At 40.4% G+C, this 16,177-nt stretch carries 12 protein-coding genes; 11 read left to right on the top strand and 1 reads right to left on the bottom strand.

What is annotated here, in order from left to right; translation table 11 throughout:
* The first annotated feature begins 70 nt into the window (after window positions 1-70).
* Genes ESP02_RS10880 through ESP02_RS10890 form a run of 3 tightly spaced genes read left to right on the top strand, consistent with a single transcriptional unit; the run spans window position 71 to window position 3,683 of the window.
* Window positions 71-823: a DeoR/GlpR family DNA-binding transcription regulator gene (locus ESP02_RS10880; RefSeq protein WP_002400273.1), complete on the top strand. Its 753-nt coding sequence runs from the start codon at window positions 71-73 to the stop codon at window positions 821-823.
* Entirely contained in the window at window positions 820-1,734 is a 915-nt protein-coding gene (gene pfkB, locus ESP02_RS10885; RefSeq protein WP_002400272.1) for a 1-phosphofructokinase, read from the top strand. Before ESP02_RS10880 ends, pfkB begins: the two co-directional genes overlap by 4 nt.
* A gap of 17 nt (window positions 1,735-1,751) precedes the next feature.
* The gene (locus ESP02_RS10890) at window positions 1,752-3,683 is read left to right on the top strand and encodes a fructose-specific PTS transporter subunit EIIC (protein ID WP_002400270.1); all 1,932 of its coding nucleotides are present in this window, start codon (window positions 1,752-1,754) and stop codon (window positions 3,681-3,683) included.
* A 106-nt stretch (window positions 3,684-3,789) separates the two neighbouring features.
* Here ESP02_RS10890 and ESP02_RS10895 read toward each other — a convergent pair whose 3' ends face one another.
* Window positions 3,790-5,349: a ClC family H(+)/Cl(-) exchange transporter gene (locus tag ESP02_RS10895; protein WP_002400269.1), complete on the bottom strand. Its 1,560-nt coding sequence runs from the start codon at window positions 5,347-5,349 to the stop codon at window positions 3,790-3,792.
* A 154-nt stretch (window positions 5,350-5,503) separates the two neighbouring features.
* Between ESP02_RS10895 and pcrA the strand changes: the two genes are divergently transcribed.
* The 8 genes from pcrA (at window position 5,504) to ESP02_RS10935 (ending at window position 15,781) form a co-directional block, all read left to right on the top strand.
* Entirely contained in the window at window positions 5,504-7,738 is a 2,235-nt protein-coding gene (gene pcrA / locus ESP02_RS10900) for a DNA helicase PcrA (RefSeq protein ID WP_025478317.1), read from the top strand.
* A gap of 16 nt (window positions 7,739-7,754) precedes the next feature.
* Window positions 7,755-9,791 carry an NAD-dependent DNA ligase LigA gene (gene ligA, locus ESP02_RS10905; protein WP_002306506.1) on the top strand — a complete coding sequence of 679 codons (2,037 nt, stop codon included), beginning with the start codon at window positions 7,755-7,757 and terminating at the stop codon, window positions 9,789-9,791.
* A 105-nt stretch (window positions 9,792-9,896) separates the two neighbouring features.
* On the top strand, window positions 9,897-10,202 hold the full coding sequence (gene gatC, locus ESP02_RS10910) for an Asp-tRNA(Asn)/Glu-tRNA(Gln) amidotransferase subunit GatC (RefSeq protein ID WP_002288477.1): 306 nt from the start codon (window positions 9,897-9,899) through the stop codon (window positions 10,200-10,202).
* A complete protein-coding gene (gatA, locus tag ESP02_RS10915) occupies window positions 10,202-11,674 on the top strand; it encodes an Asp-tRNA(Asn)/Glu-tRNA(Gln) amidotransferase subunit GatA (RefSeq protein WP_002297528.1) in 1,473 nt (490 codons plus the stop codon). Before gatC ends, gatA begins: the two co-directional genes overlap by 1 nt.
* Window positions 11,671-13,101: an Asp-tRNA(Asn)/Glu-tRNA(Gln) amidotransferase subunit GatB gene (gatB, locus tag ESP02_RS10920; protein ID WP_002297526.1), complete on the top strand. Its 1,431-nt coding sequence runs from the start codon at window positions 11,671-11,673 to the stop codon at window positions 13,099-13,101. The genes gatA and gatB overlap by 4 nt, the downstream gene beginning before the upstream one ends.
* A 9-nt stretch (window positions 13,102-13,110) precedes the next feature.
* A complete protein-coding gene (locus tag ESP02_RS10925; RefSeq protein WP_002292050.1) occupies window positions 13,111-14,166 on the top strand; it encodes a diacylglycerol kinase in 1,056 nt (351 codons plus the stop codon).
* A 110-nt stretch (window positions 14,167-14,276) separates the two neighbouring features.
* Entirely contained in the window at window positions 14,277-15,650 is a 1,374-nt protein-coding gene (gene rlmD, locus ESP02_RS10930) for a 23S rRNA (uracil(1939)-C(5))-methyltransferase RlmD (protein WP_002400266.1), read from the top strand.
* Between the two features lie 2 nt (window positions 15,651-15,652).
* Window positions 15,653-15,781 (top strand): 30S ribosomal protein S9, encoded by a 129-nt coding sequence (locus ESP02_RS10935; protein ID WP_002295229.1) that lies wholly within the window; start codon window positions 15,653-15,655, stop codon window positions 15,779-15,781.
* The last annotated feature ends 396 nt before the right edge of the window (window positions 15,782-16,177 follow it).

The following is a 16,177-nucleotide window of genomic DNA, read 5'->3' on the forward strand; positions in this document are numbered from 1 at the left end:
TTTTTTTGACTGATTTGTATTGCGAGTCTAAAAAAAATATGCTATTATTTGTATTGAGGTGATCGTGAAAATGCTTACAGAGGAACGCAGACAAAAAATCCTAGACTTGCTTGAACAGCAGAAAATCGTGAAATCACAAGACCTTGTAAACCTTTTGAATGCTTCAGAATCAACGATAAGGCGTGATTTACAAGAGTTGGAGAATGGTGGGTTTCTAGAAAGAGTCCATGGCGGCGCTAAGAAAGAGCAATTATTGAATTTTGAGCAGAATATGAGTGAAAAATCACTCAAAAACGTTCATGAAAAACAGCAGATCGCCAAATTGGCAGCTGAAACCATTAATGACGAAGATGTTATCTATTTAGACGCTGGCTCGACTACTTTAGAAATGATTCCTTTTTTACAAGGAAAACAAATCACAGTGGTGACAAATTCCGTTCAACATGCGGCAAATTTAGTCGATTTGGAGCTTGCTACGATCATTTTAGGTGGAACGATCAAGCTGTCAACCAATGCTGTTTTAGGATCTAATGCGATAGAACAACTAAAACATTTTCATTTCAATAAAGCGTTTATGGGAATGAACGGTGCGCATATCGAGCAAGGATTCACGACTCCGGATCCAGAAGAAGCAGCTGTTAAACGTTTAGCCATGAAAAATTCTGAAGAGACATTTGTATTGATTGATCATACTAAATTCAACCAGTTGTCTTTCACCTCTGTTGCACCTTTGGAAGCAGCCACGATCATAACCGAGCGTTGTCCATTAGAATTCATCAATGAATTCCGTGAAAAGACAACAATTAAGGAGGCAATACAATGATTTACACAGTAACGCTTAATCCATCAATTGATTATATTGTACGCGTAGATGGGTTAAAACTAGGTGATTTGAACCGGATGAAAGAAGACTTCAAATTGCCTGGAGGAAAAGGGATCAATGTTTCCCGTATTTTGAAACGGATCGATTCTCAATCTACAGCACTAGGTTTTTTAGGAGGATTCACTGGCGAATTTATTTCGAAGTGGCTTGAAAAAGAACAAATCAAATCTTTGTTCACACACGTGCAAGAAGATACAAGAATCAATATCAAACTAAAATCAGATACTGAAACTGAAATTAACGGTTTAGGTCCAGCTATTACAGACGAAGAAATCAATGAATTGAAGCAAGCACTAGGGACAGTAGAACAAGGAGACATCGTCGTATTGTCAGGAAGCGCGCCAGCCAGCCTACGAAAAGGATTTTATCAAGAACTGATTGATATCATTCGAGAAAAAGGTGCAGATTTCGTAATCGATACAACAGGTGATGATCTAAAAAATGCACTTGTTAAGAAACCGTTGTTGATCAAACCAAACAATCACGAATTAGCTGAGCTTTACAATACAATCTTCCAATCTGTAGAAGAAATCATTCCGTATGGGAAAAAATTACTAGCTGAAGGGGCACAGAATGTGCTGATCTCAATGGCTGGAGACGGCGCTTTGCTCTTTACAGAACAAGGAACTTATAAAACGAATGTATTGGTTCGCCCATTGAAAAATTCAGTAGGTGCAGGGGATTCAATGATCGCCGGTTTTATTGGTGCTTACAGTCGGACAAAAGATCCGATCGAAGCCTTTAAATGGGGAGTTGCTTGTGGAAGCGCAACGGCTTTTTCTGATGACTTGGCAGCTCGCGAACTGATTGATGAGTTATTGCCAGAAGTTGAAATCACAAAAATTGATTAGTTTCAAGGAGGATAATCATGAATATCAAGGATTTAATGGTCAAAGAAGCAATGATCATGGATTTGCAAGCGACTGATAAAAAAGGCGCGATCAATGAAATGGTCCAAAAAATGTTTGATGCCGGCCGGATTTCCGATATCGACACATATAAAGAAGGAATTCTAGCTCGTGAAGCACAAACCTCTACAGGTCTTGGTGACGGAATCGCCATGCCTCACGCGAAAAATAGTGCAGTCAAAGAAGCAACAGTTTTATTTGCAAAAAGCCAAAAAGGAGTAGATTATGAAGCATTAGACGGACAGCCGACTTATCTGTTTTTCATGATCGCAGCACCAGAAGGCGCGAACGACACACACTTGCAAGCATTAGCAGCACTATCTCGATTGCTGATTGATGCAGATTTCGTAGGAAAATTAAAAGAAGCAAATACACCAGAAGAAGTCCAAGACTTGTTCCAAACAGCTGAAGAGCAAAAAGAAGCAGAAGAAAAAGCAGAACAAGAAACACAAGCTGCAGAAGCTTCTGCTCATCCAGAAAGAAAATTCGTTGTTGCCGTTACAGCTTGTCCAACAGGAATCGCTCATACTTACATGGCAGAAGATGCTTTGAAGAAAAAAGCGAAAGAAATGGGAGTGGAGATCAAAGTCGAAACGAACGGTTCAGAAGGAATCAAAAACCGATTGACTGCTGAAGACATCGCTCGTGCAGAAGGCGTGATCGTTGCAGCAGACAAAAAAGTAGAGATGAACCGTTTTGACGGAAAAGAATTGATCAATCGTCCAGTCAGTGATGGTATCCGTAAACCAGAAGAGTTGATCAATCTAGCCCTTAGTGGTACTGCACCAGTATTCCATGGTGACGGAAAAGAAAATAGTTCAGAAGAAGGAAACGCGGATGGTACTGTCGGACAAAGAATCTATAAAGATTTGATGAATGGCGTATCACACATGTTACCATTCGTTATTGGTGGAGGAATCGCTATTGCTCTTTCTTTCATGATTGACCAATTTATTGGCGTGCCGCATGACCAGTTATCGAATCTGGGGAACTACAATCAAGCTGCTAGCTGGTTCAACCAAATCGGACAAGCTGCATTTGGGTTCATGTTACCGGTATTAGCTGGATTTATTGCTTCAAGTATCGGCGACCGCCCTGGTTTGATTGTTGGATTTGCTGCTGGTGCATTAGCTAATACAGGTGGCGCAGGATTCTTAGGCGCACTGATTGGTGGATTCTTGGCTGGTTATGTCATCGTATTTTTACGTAAATTATTCAAGAACTTACCAAAATCATTGGATGGAATCAAAACGATCCTCTTTTATCCAGTGTTTGGCTTACTGATTACTGGTTTCTTGATGTTGCTGGTCAATGTCCCTATGAAAGCAATCAATGATGCATTGAACGGTTTCTTGACAAGTATGAGTGGTTCGAATGCTGCTTTACTTGGTGCATTATTAGCTGGAATGATGGCGGCAGATTTAGGCGGTCCAATCAACAAAGCCGCTTATGTATTTGGTACAGCAACTTTAGCTACGACTGTTGCCACTGGCGGAAGTGTTGTGATGGCTTCTGTTATGGCTGGAGGAATGGTCCCACCATTGGCGATTTTCGTTGCTACACGTTTGTTCAAAAATAAATTCAGCAAAACAGATCAAGATGCTGGTTTGACGAACATCGTGATGGGACTTTCGTTTGTCACGGAAGGATCGATTCCATTTGCAGCAGCTGACCCGATTCGTGCCATTCCAAGTTTTATTATTGGTTCAGCTTTAACTGGCGGATTAGTCGGTGCTTTCGGAATCAAATTACTGGCTCCTCATGGCGGAATTTTTGTTGTATTCTTACTGAGTCACCCAATCATGTATTTGGTGTTTATTGCTATCGGAGCAGTCGTCTCTGGTGTGATTTATGGTTTATTGAGAAAAGCTCCTGCGGTAGCAGAAGCATAGAAATAAAAAAGAAGAGACTGGGGAAATCCAGCCTCTTCTTTTTTTGTAGAGTCAAAGTAGTATAGATGAATAGGTGTTGTGCCATAAAATAGTTCTTCTCGGTTCGTTAAAATGATTGCTTCAAATTTGTGATAGAAGATTTAGCCTCGATTTCTTGCTTGATTCTTGGCAAGTTTGCTTCATCAGTCAAGATAACCAAAATATCTCCTACATTCATGATCGTATCACCGTGAGTCAAGATTTCCTGATTTCCTCTGCGTATAGAGATTAGCAGCATATTTTTAGGCCAATTGAAGTCCCGTACCATTAATCCGTCTAAAGAACTCTCTGCCGTTACTGGAAAATCAAAAGTTGTCCTTGCACCTTTAAGAGCGGCGGTCTGATTATTTCCAAGTAAACGTTCCAACAATGATTCGTAGATCGGATTCCCTCCAAGAAGATCATTGACGATATAAGCAACAAGAGCAGCCAACCCTAAAGGCATCAGATGATTGAGAGAGCCAACCATTTCTGTCACTAAAATAATTGCTGTCAGCGGTGCTTTCCCAATTGCTGTGAAATAACCAGCCATGGCAATCACGACGAAATCCTTGATGTAGATTGGATCCATCCCGAAATCAACCATGATGTTTCCATAAAAGCTACCGATTAAAGCACCCAATGTCAATATCGGAAGGAAAATCCCTCCTGGAAGACCACCACCATAAGAAATCATGGAAAAAACGAATCGAAGAACAAACAAACCGATAATCATAATGATTGGCAATGAAGCATGTCCAAAAGCTAAAACGATTTGATTGCCTCCGCCTAGCGTACTAGGCCATAAATAACCAATCGGCAAAATCAGCAAGAAAGGAACGAATCCATGAAAATAAGCTGGTAAAGGCAATCGGTTGTAAAATTTTGGCAATGCCAGCAGGACCTTTTGATAAATAAAACCTAAGACGCCTAGAAGTACGCCTAATACCACCAAAGAACCATAATATTTCAACGGCAAAGAAGGAAGATCGCCTAGATATAAAACTGGTCTTAAGCCAAAAAAATAAAGAGAGACAAAGTTAGCCGTGATGGCCGAAGCAAAAGATGTCAGCCAAACAAGAGGAGAGAAGGAGTGATGGATTTCTTCTAAAACAAAGAGTAATCCTGCGATAGGAGCATTGAATGCTGCTGCAAGTCCGCTACTTGCTCCGCTAGAAATCAAAATCTTTTCTTCTGAAGATGGACTCCGAAACAATTGTCCAGCTCCTTGTCCGATAGCTGCGCCAAGCTGTATAGAAGGGCCTTCTCGACCTAGAAAAAGTCCTGCGCCAACTGAAAGTACACCACCAATGAACTTTTTCCATAAAACAGAGAACCAGTTCATTGATAATTCCCCTCGAAGCTGTCCTTCTACTTGTGGAATCCCGCTTCCTTTGATATCCGGTTCATTTTTGACCAGATAACCCACAAAAAATGCTGCAAGGATGCAGCAAATGGCCATGCCAACTAAGTAAATCGGCTGTTCCCGACTTATTTCATAGATACTTCGAACAAAATCGCCTAACTTTTCGATCGATAAACGAAACAGGCTAACCACGATTCCTGTCAGTAGTCCAACGAATATTCCTTTTAGAATAAAATATATCTGAGTTTTATCTAATTTCTTGATTTTTCCTTTTTTTTCCATTCAAACGCCTCGCTTTCTTTTAATTTAGCGCGAAATCAACGAATTGACAAGGAGAAATCCATAAAAAGAAACAAATGATTTTGAATTAGCTAGTTTAATGAAAGCCAAGAAAATGCTATAATTAACAAGATTGATAAAAGAAAGGATGTTGTTAATGTCATCCAAAGCTGAATTATTAAACGGGATGAACCCCCGTCAGAAAGAAGCTGTTCTTCACACTGACGGACCATTATTGCTGATGGCAGGTGCGGGAAGTGGAAAGACGAGAGTGTTGACGCATCGCATTGCTTATTTGATTGAGGAAAAAGAAGTCAATCCTTGGAACATCCTAGCGATTACTTTTACCAATAAAGCTGCAAAAGAAATGAAAGAACGTGTCAATGCGATTCTCGCATCTGGAGGCGAAGATGTCTGGGTATCGACTTTTCACTCAATGTGTGTGCGTATTTTAAGAAGAGATGTTGATTTTATCGGGTATAACCGGAACTTTACGATCATCGACTCTTCTGAACAGCTGACCTTGATGAAACGGATACTGAAAGAACTGAACATTGACCCGAAAAAATATGATCCTCGCAGCATATTAGGAACAATCTCCCAAGCAAAAAATAGCTTGCAGACCCCTCAGGATTTTGCAAAAATGCAAGGCAGTTATTACGAAGAGATTGCGGCAAAATGTTACGCTGCTTATCAAAAAGAGCTTCAATACAATCAATGTATGGACTTTGACGACCTGATCATGAATACGATCCGGTTATTTGAAGAACATCCTGATTCACTCACATATTATCAAAACAAATTCCATTATATTCATGTAGATGAGTATCAAGATACAAACCACGCACAGTATACGTTGGTCAATTTATTGGCAGGTAGATTTAGAAATCTATGCGTAGTGGGAGATGCAGATCAAAGTATCTACGGCTGGCGCGGTGCAGATATGCAGAACATCTTGGATTTTGAAAAAGATTATCCAGATGCTGCAGTGATTTTGCTGGAACAAAACTATCGCTCCACAAAAAACATTCTTAGCGCGGCAAACCAAGTCATTGAAAACAATAGCAATCGAAAACCAAAAAACTTGTGGACAGAAAACAAAGAAGGAAACAAGATCACTTATTATCGTGCAGATAATGAACGAGACGAAACCCGCTTTATCGTAGACCGGATGCAAGAAGAGATTCGAAGCAATCATCGGAATTACGGCGACTTTGCTATTTTGTACCGGACGAACGCCCAATCTCGTGTGATGGAAGAAACCTTGTTGAAAGCAAATATTCCTTATAAAATGGTCGGAGGGCACAAATTCTACGATCGTAAAGAAATCAAAGATATTTTAGCGTATTTAAATGTGCTGGCAAATCCTCAAGACTCAATCAGTTTTGAGCGTATCGTTAATTCGCCCAAACGAGGCATCGGACCAGGATCTATCGAAAAACTACGCAGTTTTGCTTCTCTCCATGAATGGCCACTACTTGAAGCAGCCCAAAATGTGGAACTGGCAAATATCGGTGGAAAAGCAGGCCAGCAATTAGGTTCATTTGGAGAGATGATCCAAGAAGTCACGCAGATGATCCCATACTTGACAGTGACAGAATTGACGAAAGAGGTTTTGGATCGTAGCGGATACCTGGAAGATTTAAAAATCCAAAATACATTAGAAGCACAAGCGCGCATCGAAAACTTGGAGGAATTTTTAACGGTCACACAAGAATTCGATAAGCAATTCGAACAGCAAAACGAAGAAGATGCTGATGTACCAGAAGAAAAACTAACGGTCTTCTTGAATGATCTGGCACTTGTTTCTGACATTGACAATTTAGAAGAAGACGCTTCGCAAGTGACATTGATGACGTTGCATGCAGCCAAAGGATTAGAATTCCCAGTTGTATTCCTGATTGGTCTAGAAGAAGGTGTTTTTCCTTTATCTCGAGCATTGATGGAAGAAAGCGAACTGGAAGAAGAACGTCGCCTCGCTTATGTGGGGATCACGCGAGCAGAAGAAGCGTTGTATTTAACCAATGCTTTCTCCAGAACATTATATGGACGGACGCAATATAACCGCCCTTCTCGTTTTGTAGAAGAAATCGATCAAGAATTGCTAGAGATCGAGGGCATGCGTCCTACGCCTAAAAAAACACCTGTATTCGCTAAAAAAACAGCATATAGCTATAAACAGCCAGAGACAGCGGTTGTTTCCTCTAAAAGTGCCACTGGAGGGGAAAAGAACAGCTGGAAACCTGGAGATAAAGTCAAACACAAAAAATGGGGACTAGGAACAGTCGTCCGAGTAAGTGGGACGTCGAAGGATCTAGAACTAGATGTGGCTTTCCCAAGTCAAGGAGTAAAACGTCTTTTGGCTGCCTTTGCGCCAATTGAAAAAGCTTAGTAGTGGAGGGTAAATGATGGAACATGAAATGACGATTGACGAAGCTGCTAAACGAGCAGAAGAACTTCGTACAAGATTGAACCAATGGTCTCGCGAATACTACGTAGAAGATAAACCAACAGTGGAAGATTATGTTTATGATAAAGAATACGCAGAATTAGTAGCAATCGAAGAACAATATCCTGATTTGATCACGTCTGATTCTCCCACTCAACGAGTAGGCGGAAAAGTATTAGAAGGTTTTGAAAAAGTCACTCATGATATTCCGCTTTACAGTTTGAACGACGTTTTCAGCAAAGAAGAGCTGATAGCTTTTGATCAACGTGTACAAAAAGCAGTGGGACGTGTAGTCGACTATTGCTGCGAACTAAAAATAGATGGTCTTTCTGTCTCTTTGCGTTATGAAGATGGAAATTTCGTTAGAGGAGCGACTCGTGGGGATGGGACTGTAGGAGAAAACATCACTGAAAACCTAAAGACTGTCCGATCGGTCCCAATCAAATTAAAAGAACCGATGAACATCGAAGTAAGAGGCGAATGTTTCATGCCAAAACGTTCATTTGTTCAATTGAATCAAGACAGAGAAGCAGAGGGAAAAGATATCTTCGCGAATCCTCGGAATGCCGCAGCCGGTTCCTTGCGTCAGTTAGATTCTAAAATCACAGCGAAAAGAAATCTGGATACTTTTTTATACACAGTAGCTGATTTCGGTCCTATGGAAGCAAAAACACAGTATGATGCACTAGAAGAGCTAGAAAAAATAGGATTCCACACGAATCGGGAAAAACGTCTATGTCATTCGATTGATGAAGTATGGGCATACATTGAGGAATATCATGATAAACGTGTAGATTTGCCCTATGAGATTGATGGGATCGTCATCAAAGTGAATGAGTTCTCGCTGCAAGATCAACTTGGCTTTACTGTCAAAGCACCACGATGGGCAACAGCTTATAAGTTTCCACCAGAAGAAGTTGAAACACTGATTGAAAACATCGAATGGACAGTCGGACGAACGGGGGTAGTGACGCCAACGGCTATCATGACGCCGGTCCGAGTAGCAGGAACGACAGTAAGCCGTGCCAGTCTGCATAATGGGGATTATATCAAGTTGAAGGATATCCGCTTGAAAGATACAGTTCTGATTTATAAAGCGGGAGATATCATTCCAGAAGTTTCGCAAGTCGTGTTGGATAAACGACCTAAAGACAGCGAAGAATACCAATTACCTACACATTGCCCAGTTTGTGGAAGTGAACTTGTCCATTTGGATGAAGAAGTAGCGTTACGGTGCATCAATCCTAAATGCCCTGCTCAAATGAAAGAAGGCTTGAACCACTTTGTCTCAAGAAATGCGATGAATATCGACGGGTTGGGTCCACGTGTGCTTGAACAGATGTATGACAAAAAACTAGTCGCAGATGTTGCTGATCTTTATAAATTGACAGAAGAAGAGTTATTGACGTTGGACAAAATAAAAGAAAAATCAGCAAATAATATTTTGACAGCAATTGACAACAGCAAAGATAATTCGGTCGAGCGGTTGATTTTCGGGTTAGGAATCCGACATGTCGGAGCGAAAGCAGCAAAAATTTTAGCAGAACATTTTGGTGATCTAGAGACATTGAGTAGAAGCGACTATGAGTCGATCATTGCGCTTGATACGATCGGTGATATCATTGCCGACAGTGTAGTCACTTATTTTAGTAACGAAGAAGTCCATGAATTGATGAATGAATTAAAACAAGCAGGCGTCAATTTCGAATACAAAGGGCTTCGAAGTACCCAATTGCAAGAAGTCGAGTCGCCTTTTAAAGAAAAAACAGTGGTCCTTACTGGTAAACTAACACGATTGACTCGTGAAGAAGCAAAAGAGACGATTGAAAATCTTGGCGGGAAAGTGACTGGTAGCGTATCGAAAAAAACAGATATCGTGGTAGCAGGAGAAGATGCTGGCAGCAAGCTAACCAAAGCACAAGAATTAGGAATCGAAGTTTGGACAGAAGATCAAATGGCAGAAGCATTGGCTAAAAGCCACTCAGCAAAAGAATAAATATTGAGTTTTTTCAGACAAATTTCAATAAATAATTTCAGACAGGGCACTCTTATGTTAAAATAGAGAGCAAAGTTTTTAACTCGTTTAGAAAGAAGGGGTAGTATGGCGATTAGTGAAGAACAAGTGAAACACGTTGCCAAATTAGCAAAACTTGCGTTCGCAGATGAAGAACTTGCAAGTTTTACCGACCAATTAGGTAAAATCATCGATATGGTGGAAATGCTGGAAGAAGTAGATACGGAAGGTGTTCCATTTACGTCGAATGTTGTCGAAACAGTAAACGTGATGCGACAAGATCGGGCGCAAGCTGGATGGAACCGTGATGAATTATTGAAAAATGTGCCGGAAACAGAAGACGGCTTTATCAAAGTACCCGCAATCATCGATAATGGGGAGGCTGGCGCATAATGACAAAATTACACAATCGTTCTCTAGAAGAACTGCATCATATGCTTGTATCGAAAGAAATCACTGTACAAGATTTGACAAAAGCAACATTTGAACGAATCAAAGAAACAGAGCCTGAGATCGAAGCATTCATCACATTGAATGAAGAAAAAGCATTGGAACAGGCAAAAGCTTTAGATGAAAAAGGGATTGATGAAAGCAACATCCTTGCTGGAATTCCGATTGGGATCAAGGATAATATCGTAACAAAAGATATCTTGACAACCGCTGCATCTAAGATTCTTTACAATTTTGAACCAATTTATGATGCAACGGTCATGGATAAAATCTATCAAGCAGATATGATCCCTGTTGGTAAACTAAACATGGATGAATTTGCTATGGGCGGAAGTACAGAAACTTCTTATTTCAAGAAAACAAAAAATGCTTGGGACCAAACAAAAGTACCTGGTGGCTCTTCCGGTGGTTCTGCAGCAGCAGTAGCAGCTGGACAAATCCCAGTTTCCTTAGGTAGTGATACGGGGGGAAGTATCCGCCAACCAGCAGCTTTCAACGGCATTGTAGGAATGAAACCTACTTATGGCCGTGTCTCACGTTTTGGCTTGATTGCCTTTGCTTCATCTCTTGACCAAATCGGACCAATGACCCGTACGGTGAAAGATAACGCATTAGCATTGACAGCTATCAGTGGTTATGACGAAAAAGACGGTACTTCTTCAGGCGTTTCAGTTCCTGACTTTGCAGAGGGACTGACCGGTGACATCAAAGGAATGAAGATTGCTTTACCTAAAGAATACTTAGGAGAAGGTGTGGCCCCTGGCGTAAAAGAAGCTGTATTGAAAGCAGCAGAAACATTCCGTTCATTAGGTGCTGTTGTGGAAGAAGTCAGCTTACCTCATTCAAAATACGGTGTGGCTGTTTATTATATCATTGCCTCATCAGAAGCAAGTTCCAACTTGCAACGTTTCGATGGTATCCGCTATGGTTATCGCTCTGAAAACGTGAAATCATTGGATGATGTATATGTCAACTCACGTTCAGAAGGATTCGGTGAAGAAGTAAAACGCCGTATCATGTTAGGTACATTCTCATTAAGTGCGGGTTATTATGACGCTTACTTCAAAAAAGCAGGACAAGTCCGTACATTGATCAAACGAGATTTTGAAAAAGTCTTTGCAGATTATGACTTGATCATCGGACCATCTTCACCAACAGTGGCATTCGGAATCGGTGAGAACATCAACGATCCAATCACGATGTACATGAGTGACATCTTAACGATCCCTGTCAACTTGGCTGGACTTCCAGGTATGTCTGTACCGGCAGGATTGTCAGAAGGATTACCAGTTGGATTGCAGATCATCGGTAATTATTTTGATGAAAAAACGATGTATCAAGCGGCATATGCGTTTGAACAAGCAACAGAATTCCACACACAACAACCAGCTATTTTAGGAGGGAAAGACGAATGAATTTTGAAACAGTCATTGGGCTAGAAGTCCACGTCGAGTTGAAAACCAACTCAAAAATTTTCTCTCCAGCGCCAGCTCATTTTGGTGCAGAACCAAACAGCAATACAAACGTGATCGACTGGGGTTATCCAGGCGTGCTGCCAGTAATGAACAAAGCTGCGCTGGAATTCGGGATGAAAGCAGCTTTGGCATTAAACTGCGAAATCTCTAAAGATACTCATTTTGACCGGAAAAATTACTTTTACCCAGATAATCCGAAAGCCTATCAAATTTCCCAATTTGATCAACCAATCGGTCATGACGGATGGATCGAAATCGAAGTAGAAGGCAAGAAGAAAAAAATCCGGATCGAACGGGTCCATTTAGAAGAAGATGCTGGGAAAAACATGCATGGTATCGGCGGCTATTCTTACGTTGATTTGAACCGACAAGGCACGCCTTTGATCGAAATCGTCTCTGAAGCTGATATGCGTTCACCAGAAGAAGCATACGCTTATCTAGAAGCATTACGTTCAATCATCCAATTTACAGAAGTCAGCGATGTGAAAATGGAAGAAGGGTCTATGCGTTGTGATGCGAATATTTCTCTCCGCCCTTATGGACAAGAAGAATTCGGTACGAAAGCAGAATTGAAAAACTTGAACTCTTTATCTTTCGTGAAAAAAGGTTTAGCTTTTGAAGAAAAACGTCAAGCAAAAGTTCTTCTTTCAGGAGGAGAAATCCAACAAGAAACACGCCGTTTTGACGAAACAACGAATAAAACAGTTTTGATGCGTGTGAAAGAGGGTTCTAGTGATTATCGTTACTTCCCAGAGCCTGATATTCCGAAATTCGTGATCGATGACGAATGGATTCAAAAAGTAAAAGCTAGTTTACCTGAGATGCCAGCTTCTCGTCGCGAACGCTATATCCGTGAATTTGGTCTTCCGGAGTATGACGCGATGGTATTGACACTTACAAAAGAAATGTCTGATTTCTTTGAAGCTGTTTTGGAAAATGGTGCAGATGCCAAGCAAGCATCTAACTGGTTGATGGGTGAAGTTTCTGCTTACTTGAACAGTGAGAAACTGGAATTAGCTGAGACAAAATTGACACCTGAGAACTTAGCAGGAATGATTCGTTTGATCGCTGATGGAACGATCAGCTCAAAAATCGCCAAAAAAGTCTTCCGTGAATTAATCACAAATGGCGGAGAAGCGCAAGAAGTTGTTGAGAAAAATGGTTGGGTACAATTATCTGATCCTAGCAAACTTCTTCCAATCATTAATGAAATCTTGGATAACAATCAACAATCTGTCGATGATTTCAAAAATGGAAAAGATCGTGCGGTTGGCTTCCTAGTCGGTCAAATCATGAAAGCAACTAAAGGGCAAGCAAATCCTGGTGTCGTGAACAAGCTGCTTAAAGATGAATTAGCGAAACGCTAGAGGCTGAAAATGAAAAAAGCACGCGTAATTTATAATCCTACCTCGGGAAAAGAATTATTGAAAAAAAATTTGGCGGATATCCTACAGGCATTAGAAGAAGCAGGATTTGAAGCCAGCGCCTATGCCACTACACCAGAACCTGATTCAGCCAAGAATGAAGCACGCAGAGTTGCAGAACTAGGTTTTGATCTAGTAGTGGCAGCTGGGGGCGACGGAACGATCAACGAAGTGGTCAATGGGATCGCTCCGCTTGAACACCGTCCTAAAATGGCCATTATCCCAGCCGGTACGACGAACGACTATGCTCGAGCATTAAAAATTCCTAGAGATAATATTAAAGCAGCAGCAGAAGTAATAAAAAAACACCAAACCGTAAAAATGGACATCGGTCTTTCTGATAGCAGTTACTTCATCAATATCGCTGCAGGCGGCTATTTGACAGAATTGACTTATGAAGTTCCATCAGAACTAAAGAGTATTTTTGGTTATCTTGCCTACCTTGCAAAAGGAGCAGAGATGCTGCCTCGAGTAAAGCCCATCAAAATGCGCTTGAAGTATGATGAAGGGGAATATATCGGAAATGCTTCGATGTTTTTCCTAGGGCTGACGAACTCTGTTGGAGGATTCGAACAGATTGCGCCAGATGCCAAATTGGATGATGGCAAGTTTTCTTTGATCATCGTGAAGACAGCAAATATCTTTGAGATTTTGCATATTGCGGCGCTCATGCTGAATGGCGGTCGACATGTCGATGATCCAAGAGTAATCTATACCAAAACAAGCAGTTTGTTCGTCGAAACAGAAGATGATATCAATCGACCAGTAATGATCAACTTAGATGGTGAATATGGCGGGGAAGCACCGATGCATTTCCAAAATCTTCATCAACACATTGAGTTCTTTGCCAATACCGATCAGATTCCTGATGAAGCAATCACAGGCACAGATGAAGAAGAATTAGAGGTTGTTAGCAAAGAATTTGTAAAAGAAGTCGAACGTTTAACGGATGAAGATATCGACGGTGACGGAAAAATAGCAGACGAAACACCTAATCAAAAGAATTAATCAAAAGCCGGTGCTGAACGTAGTAAGGTCAGTGCCGGTTTTAGTTGTGTAATTAACTGATTTATAGTAGAGTTCAGTAGGATTGAAAAATAGGCTTAAAGGAGCAAAATATGACAGAACAGCAATTAGTAAAGAAAAACGAACGATATACAGTCGAAATCGTCGACTTGAGTTATGAAGGAATGGGGGTAGCAAAAATCGATGGTTATCCATTATTTATCGAAAATGCACTCCCTGGAGAAGAAGTAGAAATACTAGTAGTGAAAGCAGGCAACAAGTTTGGATATGGGAAAGTCGAAACATTTATTACACAATCTCCTGATCGTCAGCCTGTAGAAAACAATGCATTACTTCGCACAGGTATCGCACCTTTAGCACATTTGAAGTATGAACAACAGCTTGTTTTCAAACAAAAACAAGTAGAGCATGTAATGGCGAAGATTGCTAAGATGCCAGAAGTTCCTGTACTTCCAACGGTCGGAATGGAAGAACCATTCGGCTACCGTAATAAAGCACAGATCCCTGTTCGCCGTATCGATGGACAGTTAGCCACCGGTTTTTACAAAAAGAATAGCCATGATCTAGTCCCTATCGAAGATTTTTATATCCAAGATCCTGTCATCGATCAAGCAATCAAAGTAGTCAGAGATATCTTGCAACGGTTCCAAGTACGAGGATATAATGAAGAAAAAAATGAAGGACAGCTTCGTCACATCATTATCCGTCGTGGTCATTATTCCCATGAAATGATGGTCGTTTTAGTTACTCGTAAAGAAAAATTCTTTAAATCCAAGGAAATTGCTGAAGCCATTCATGAAGAATTGCCAGAAGTGGTTTCGGTCATCCAAAATATCAATGAAGAAAAAACAAATGTGATTTTAGGAGACAAAGAAAAAGTTTTATATGGCAGAGATTATATCGAAGATCAGCTATTAGGAAAAACCTATCGAATCTCAGCAAAGTCATTTTATCAAGTAAATACTCAACAAGCAGAGTATCTGTACCAAACAGCCATCGAGTTTGCCGAGTTAGATAAAAAAGACATTGTGATCGACGCTTATTCAGGAATAGGTACGATTGGCTTGTCTTTAGCAGACAGAGTGGATAAGGTGTATGGGATGGAAGTTATTCCAGAAGCAATTGAAGATGCACAGTTCAATGCTTTAAATAATAAAATCGAAAATGTTCATTATGAAGTCGGAAAAGCAGAAAAAGTCATGAAAAAATGGCAAGAAAAAGGGATCAAACCATCTGTGATCGTAGTTGACCCTCCACGAAAAGGATTAGATCATCATTTTATTGAATCAGCAATCGAAATGTCACCAGAACGAATCGTCTATATCTCATGCAATCCGGCAACTTTTGCAAGAGATGCTAAGTTATTTGCAGAAGCAGGTTATGCCGTGAAGAAAGTTCAGCCTGTAGATCTTTTCCCACAAACCCATCATATCGAATTAGTCGCTTCATTCGTTAAAGGAGAATAAAAATGGACCAAAAAGAAAAAATGAAAGAATTGATCAAAAAGAAACAAGGTGGAGGCCGATCCAAACAAATGGAAACACCTAAAAATGATCGTAAAAACATGAGAAAAGGCCCTAAGATCTTTAATAAGTAATATGGTTAAAAAAGGATGGGGAACGATGATTTTGATGATCGTTCCTCATCCTTTCGCTATTTAAATCCTCATACACTTCGTTTCATGTTCTTGACAATGATATAACCTAAAAAAGATAAAGAAAGAGTGAATAAAATGCCGCTATACTCCGCATTTTTTGGTAATTCAATCGGCTGTTCGTGAAAAAGTCGTTGAAAATGAGGGTTTAAAAAAGTCATGATGACAAAAGAAACAAGAAACGTAGCTGCATTTAGAAAAGCTAAGTTAAAAACTCATGAAATCCATCAGAATTGCTCCTGCTGACTGGAAAGCTACATACGAGGCCATTCCAAAATATTTAGCTGATTGTATTCAGATATTTTAACATTTTTTGTGTTCAACCGGTAATGAGACAAA

Source organism: Enterococcus sp. NBRC 3427, assembly GCF_007996925.1.
GTDB lineage: Bacteria > Bacillota > Bacilli > Lactobacillales > Enterococcaceae > Enterococcus_B > Enterococcus_B lactis.

What these genes read in the sequence shown, in the direction of transcription:
- gatC (WP_002288477.1), top strand. Translation starts at nt 9,897, where the DNA reads ATGGCGATTAGTGAAGAACAAGTGAAACACGTTGCCAAATTAGCAAAA.
- ESP02_RS10880 (WP_002400273.1), top strand. Translation starts at nt 71, where the DNA reads ATGCTTACAGAGGAACGCAGACAAAAAATCCTAGACTTGCTTGAACAG.
- ESP02_RS10935 (WP_002295229.1), top strand. Translation starts at nt 15,653, where the DNA reads ATGGACCAAAAAGAAAAAATGAAAGAATTGATCAAAAAGAAACAAGGT.
- pfkB (WP_002400272.1), top strand. Translation starts at nt 820, where the DNA reads ATGATTTACACAGTAACGCTTAATCCATCAATTGATTATATTGTACGC.
- gatA (WP_002297528.1), top strand. Translation starts at nt 10,202, where the DNA reads ATGACAAAATTACACAATCGTTCTCTAGAAGAACTGCATCATATGCTT.
- gatB (WP_002297526.1), top strand. Translation starts at nt 11,671, where the DNA reads ATGAATTTTGAAACAGTCATTGGGCTAGAAGTCCACGTCGAGTTGAAA.
- ligA (WP_002306506.1), top strand. Translation starts at nt 7,755, where the DNA reads ATGGAACATGAAATGACGATTGACGAAGCTGCTAAACGAGCAGAAGAA.
- rlmD (WP_002400266.1), top strand. Translation starts at nt 14,277, where the DNA reads ATGACAGAACAGCAATTAGTAAAGAAAAACGAACGATATACAGTCGAA.
- pcrA (WP_025478317.1), top strand. Translation starts at nt 5,504, where the DNA reads ATGTCATCCAAAGCTGAATTATTAAACGGGATGAACCCCCGTCAGAAA.
- ESP02_RS10925 (WP_002292050.1), top strand. Translation starts at nt 13,111, where the DNA reads ATGAAAAAAGCACGCGTAATTTATAATCCTACCTCGGGAAAAGAATTA.
- ESP02_RS10895 (WP_002400269.1), bottom strand. Translation starts at nt 5,349, where the DNA reads ATGGAAAAAAAAGGAAAAATCAAGAAATTAGATAAAACTCAGATATAT.
- ESP02_RS10890 (WP_002400270.1), top strand. Translation starts at nt 1,752, where the DNA reads ATGAATATCAAGGATTTAATGGTCAAAGAAGCAATGATCATGGATTTG.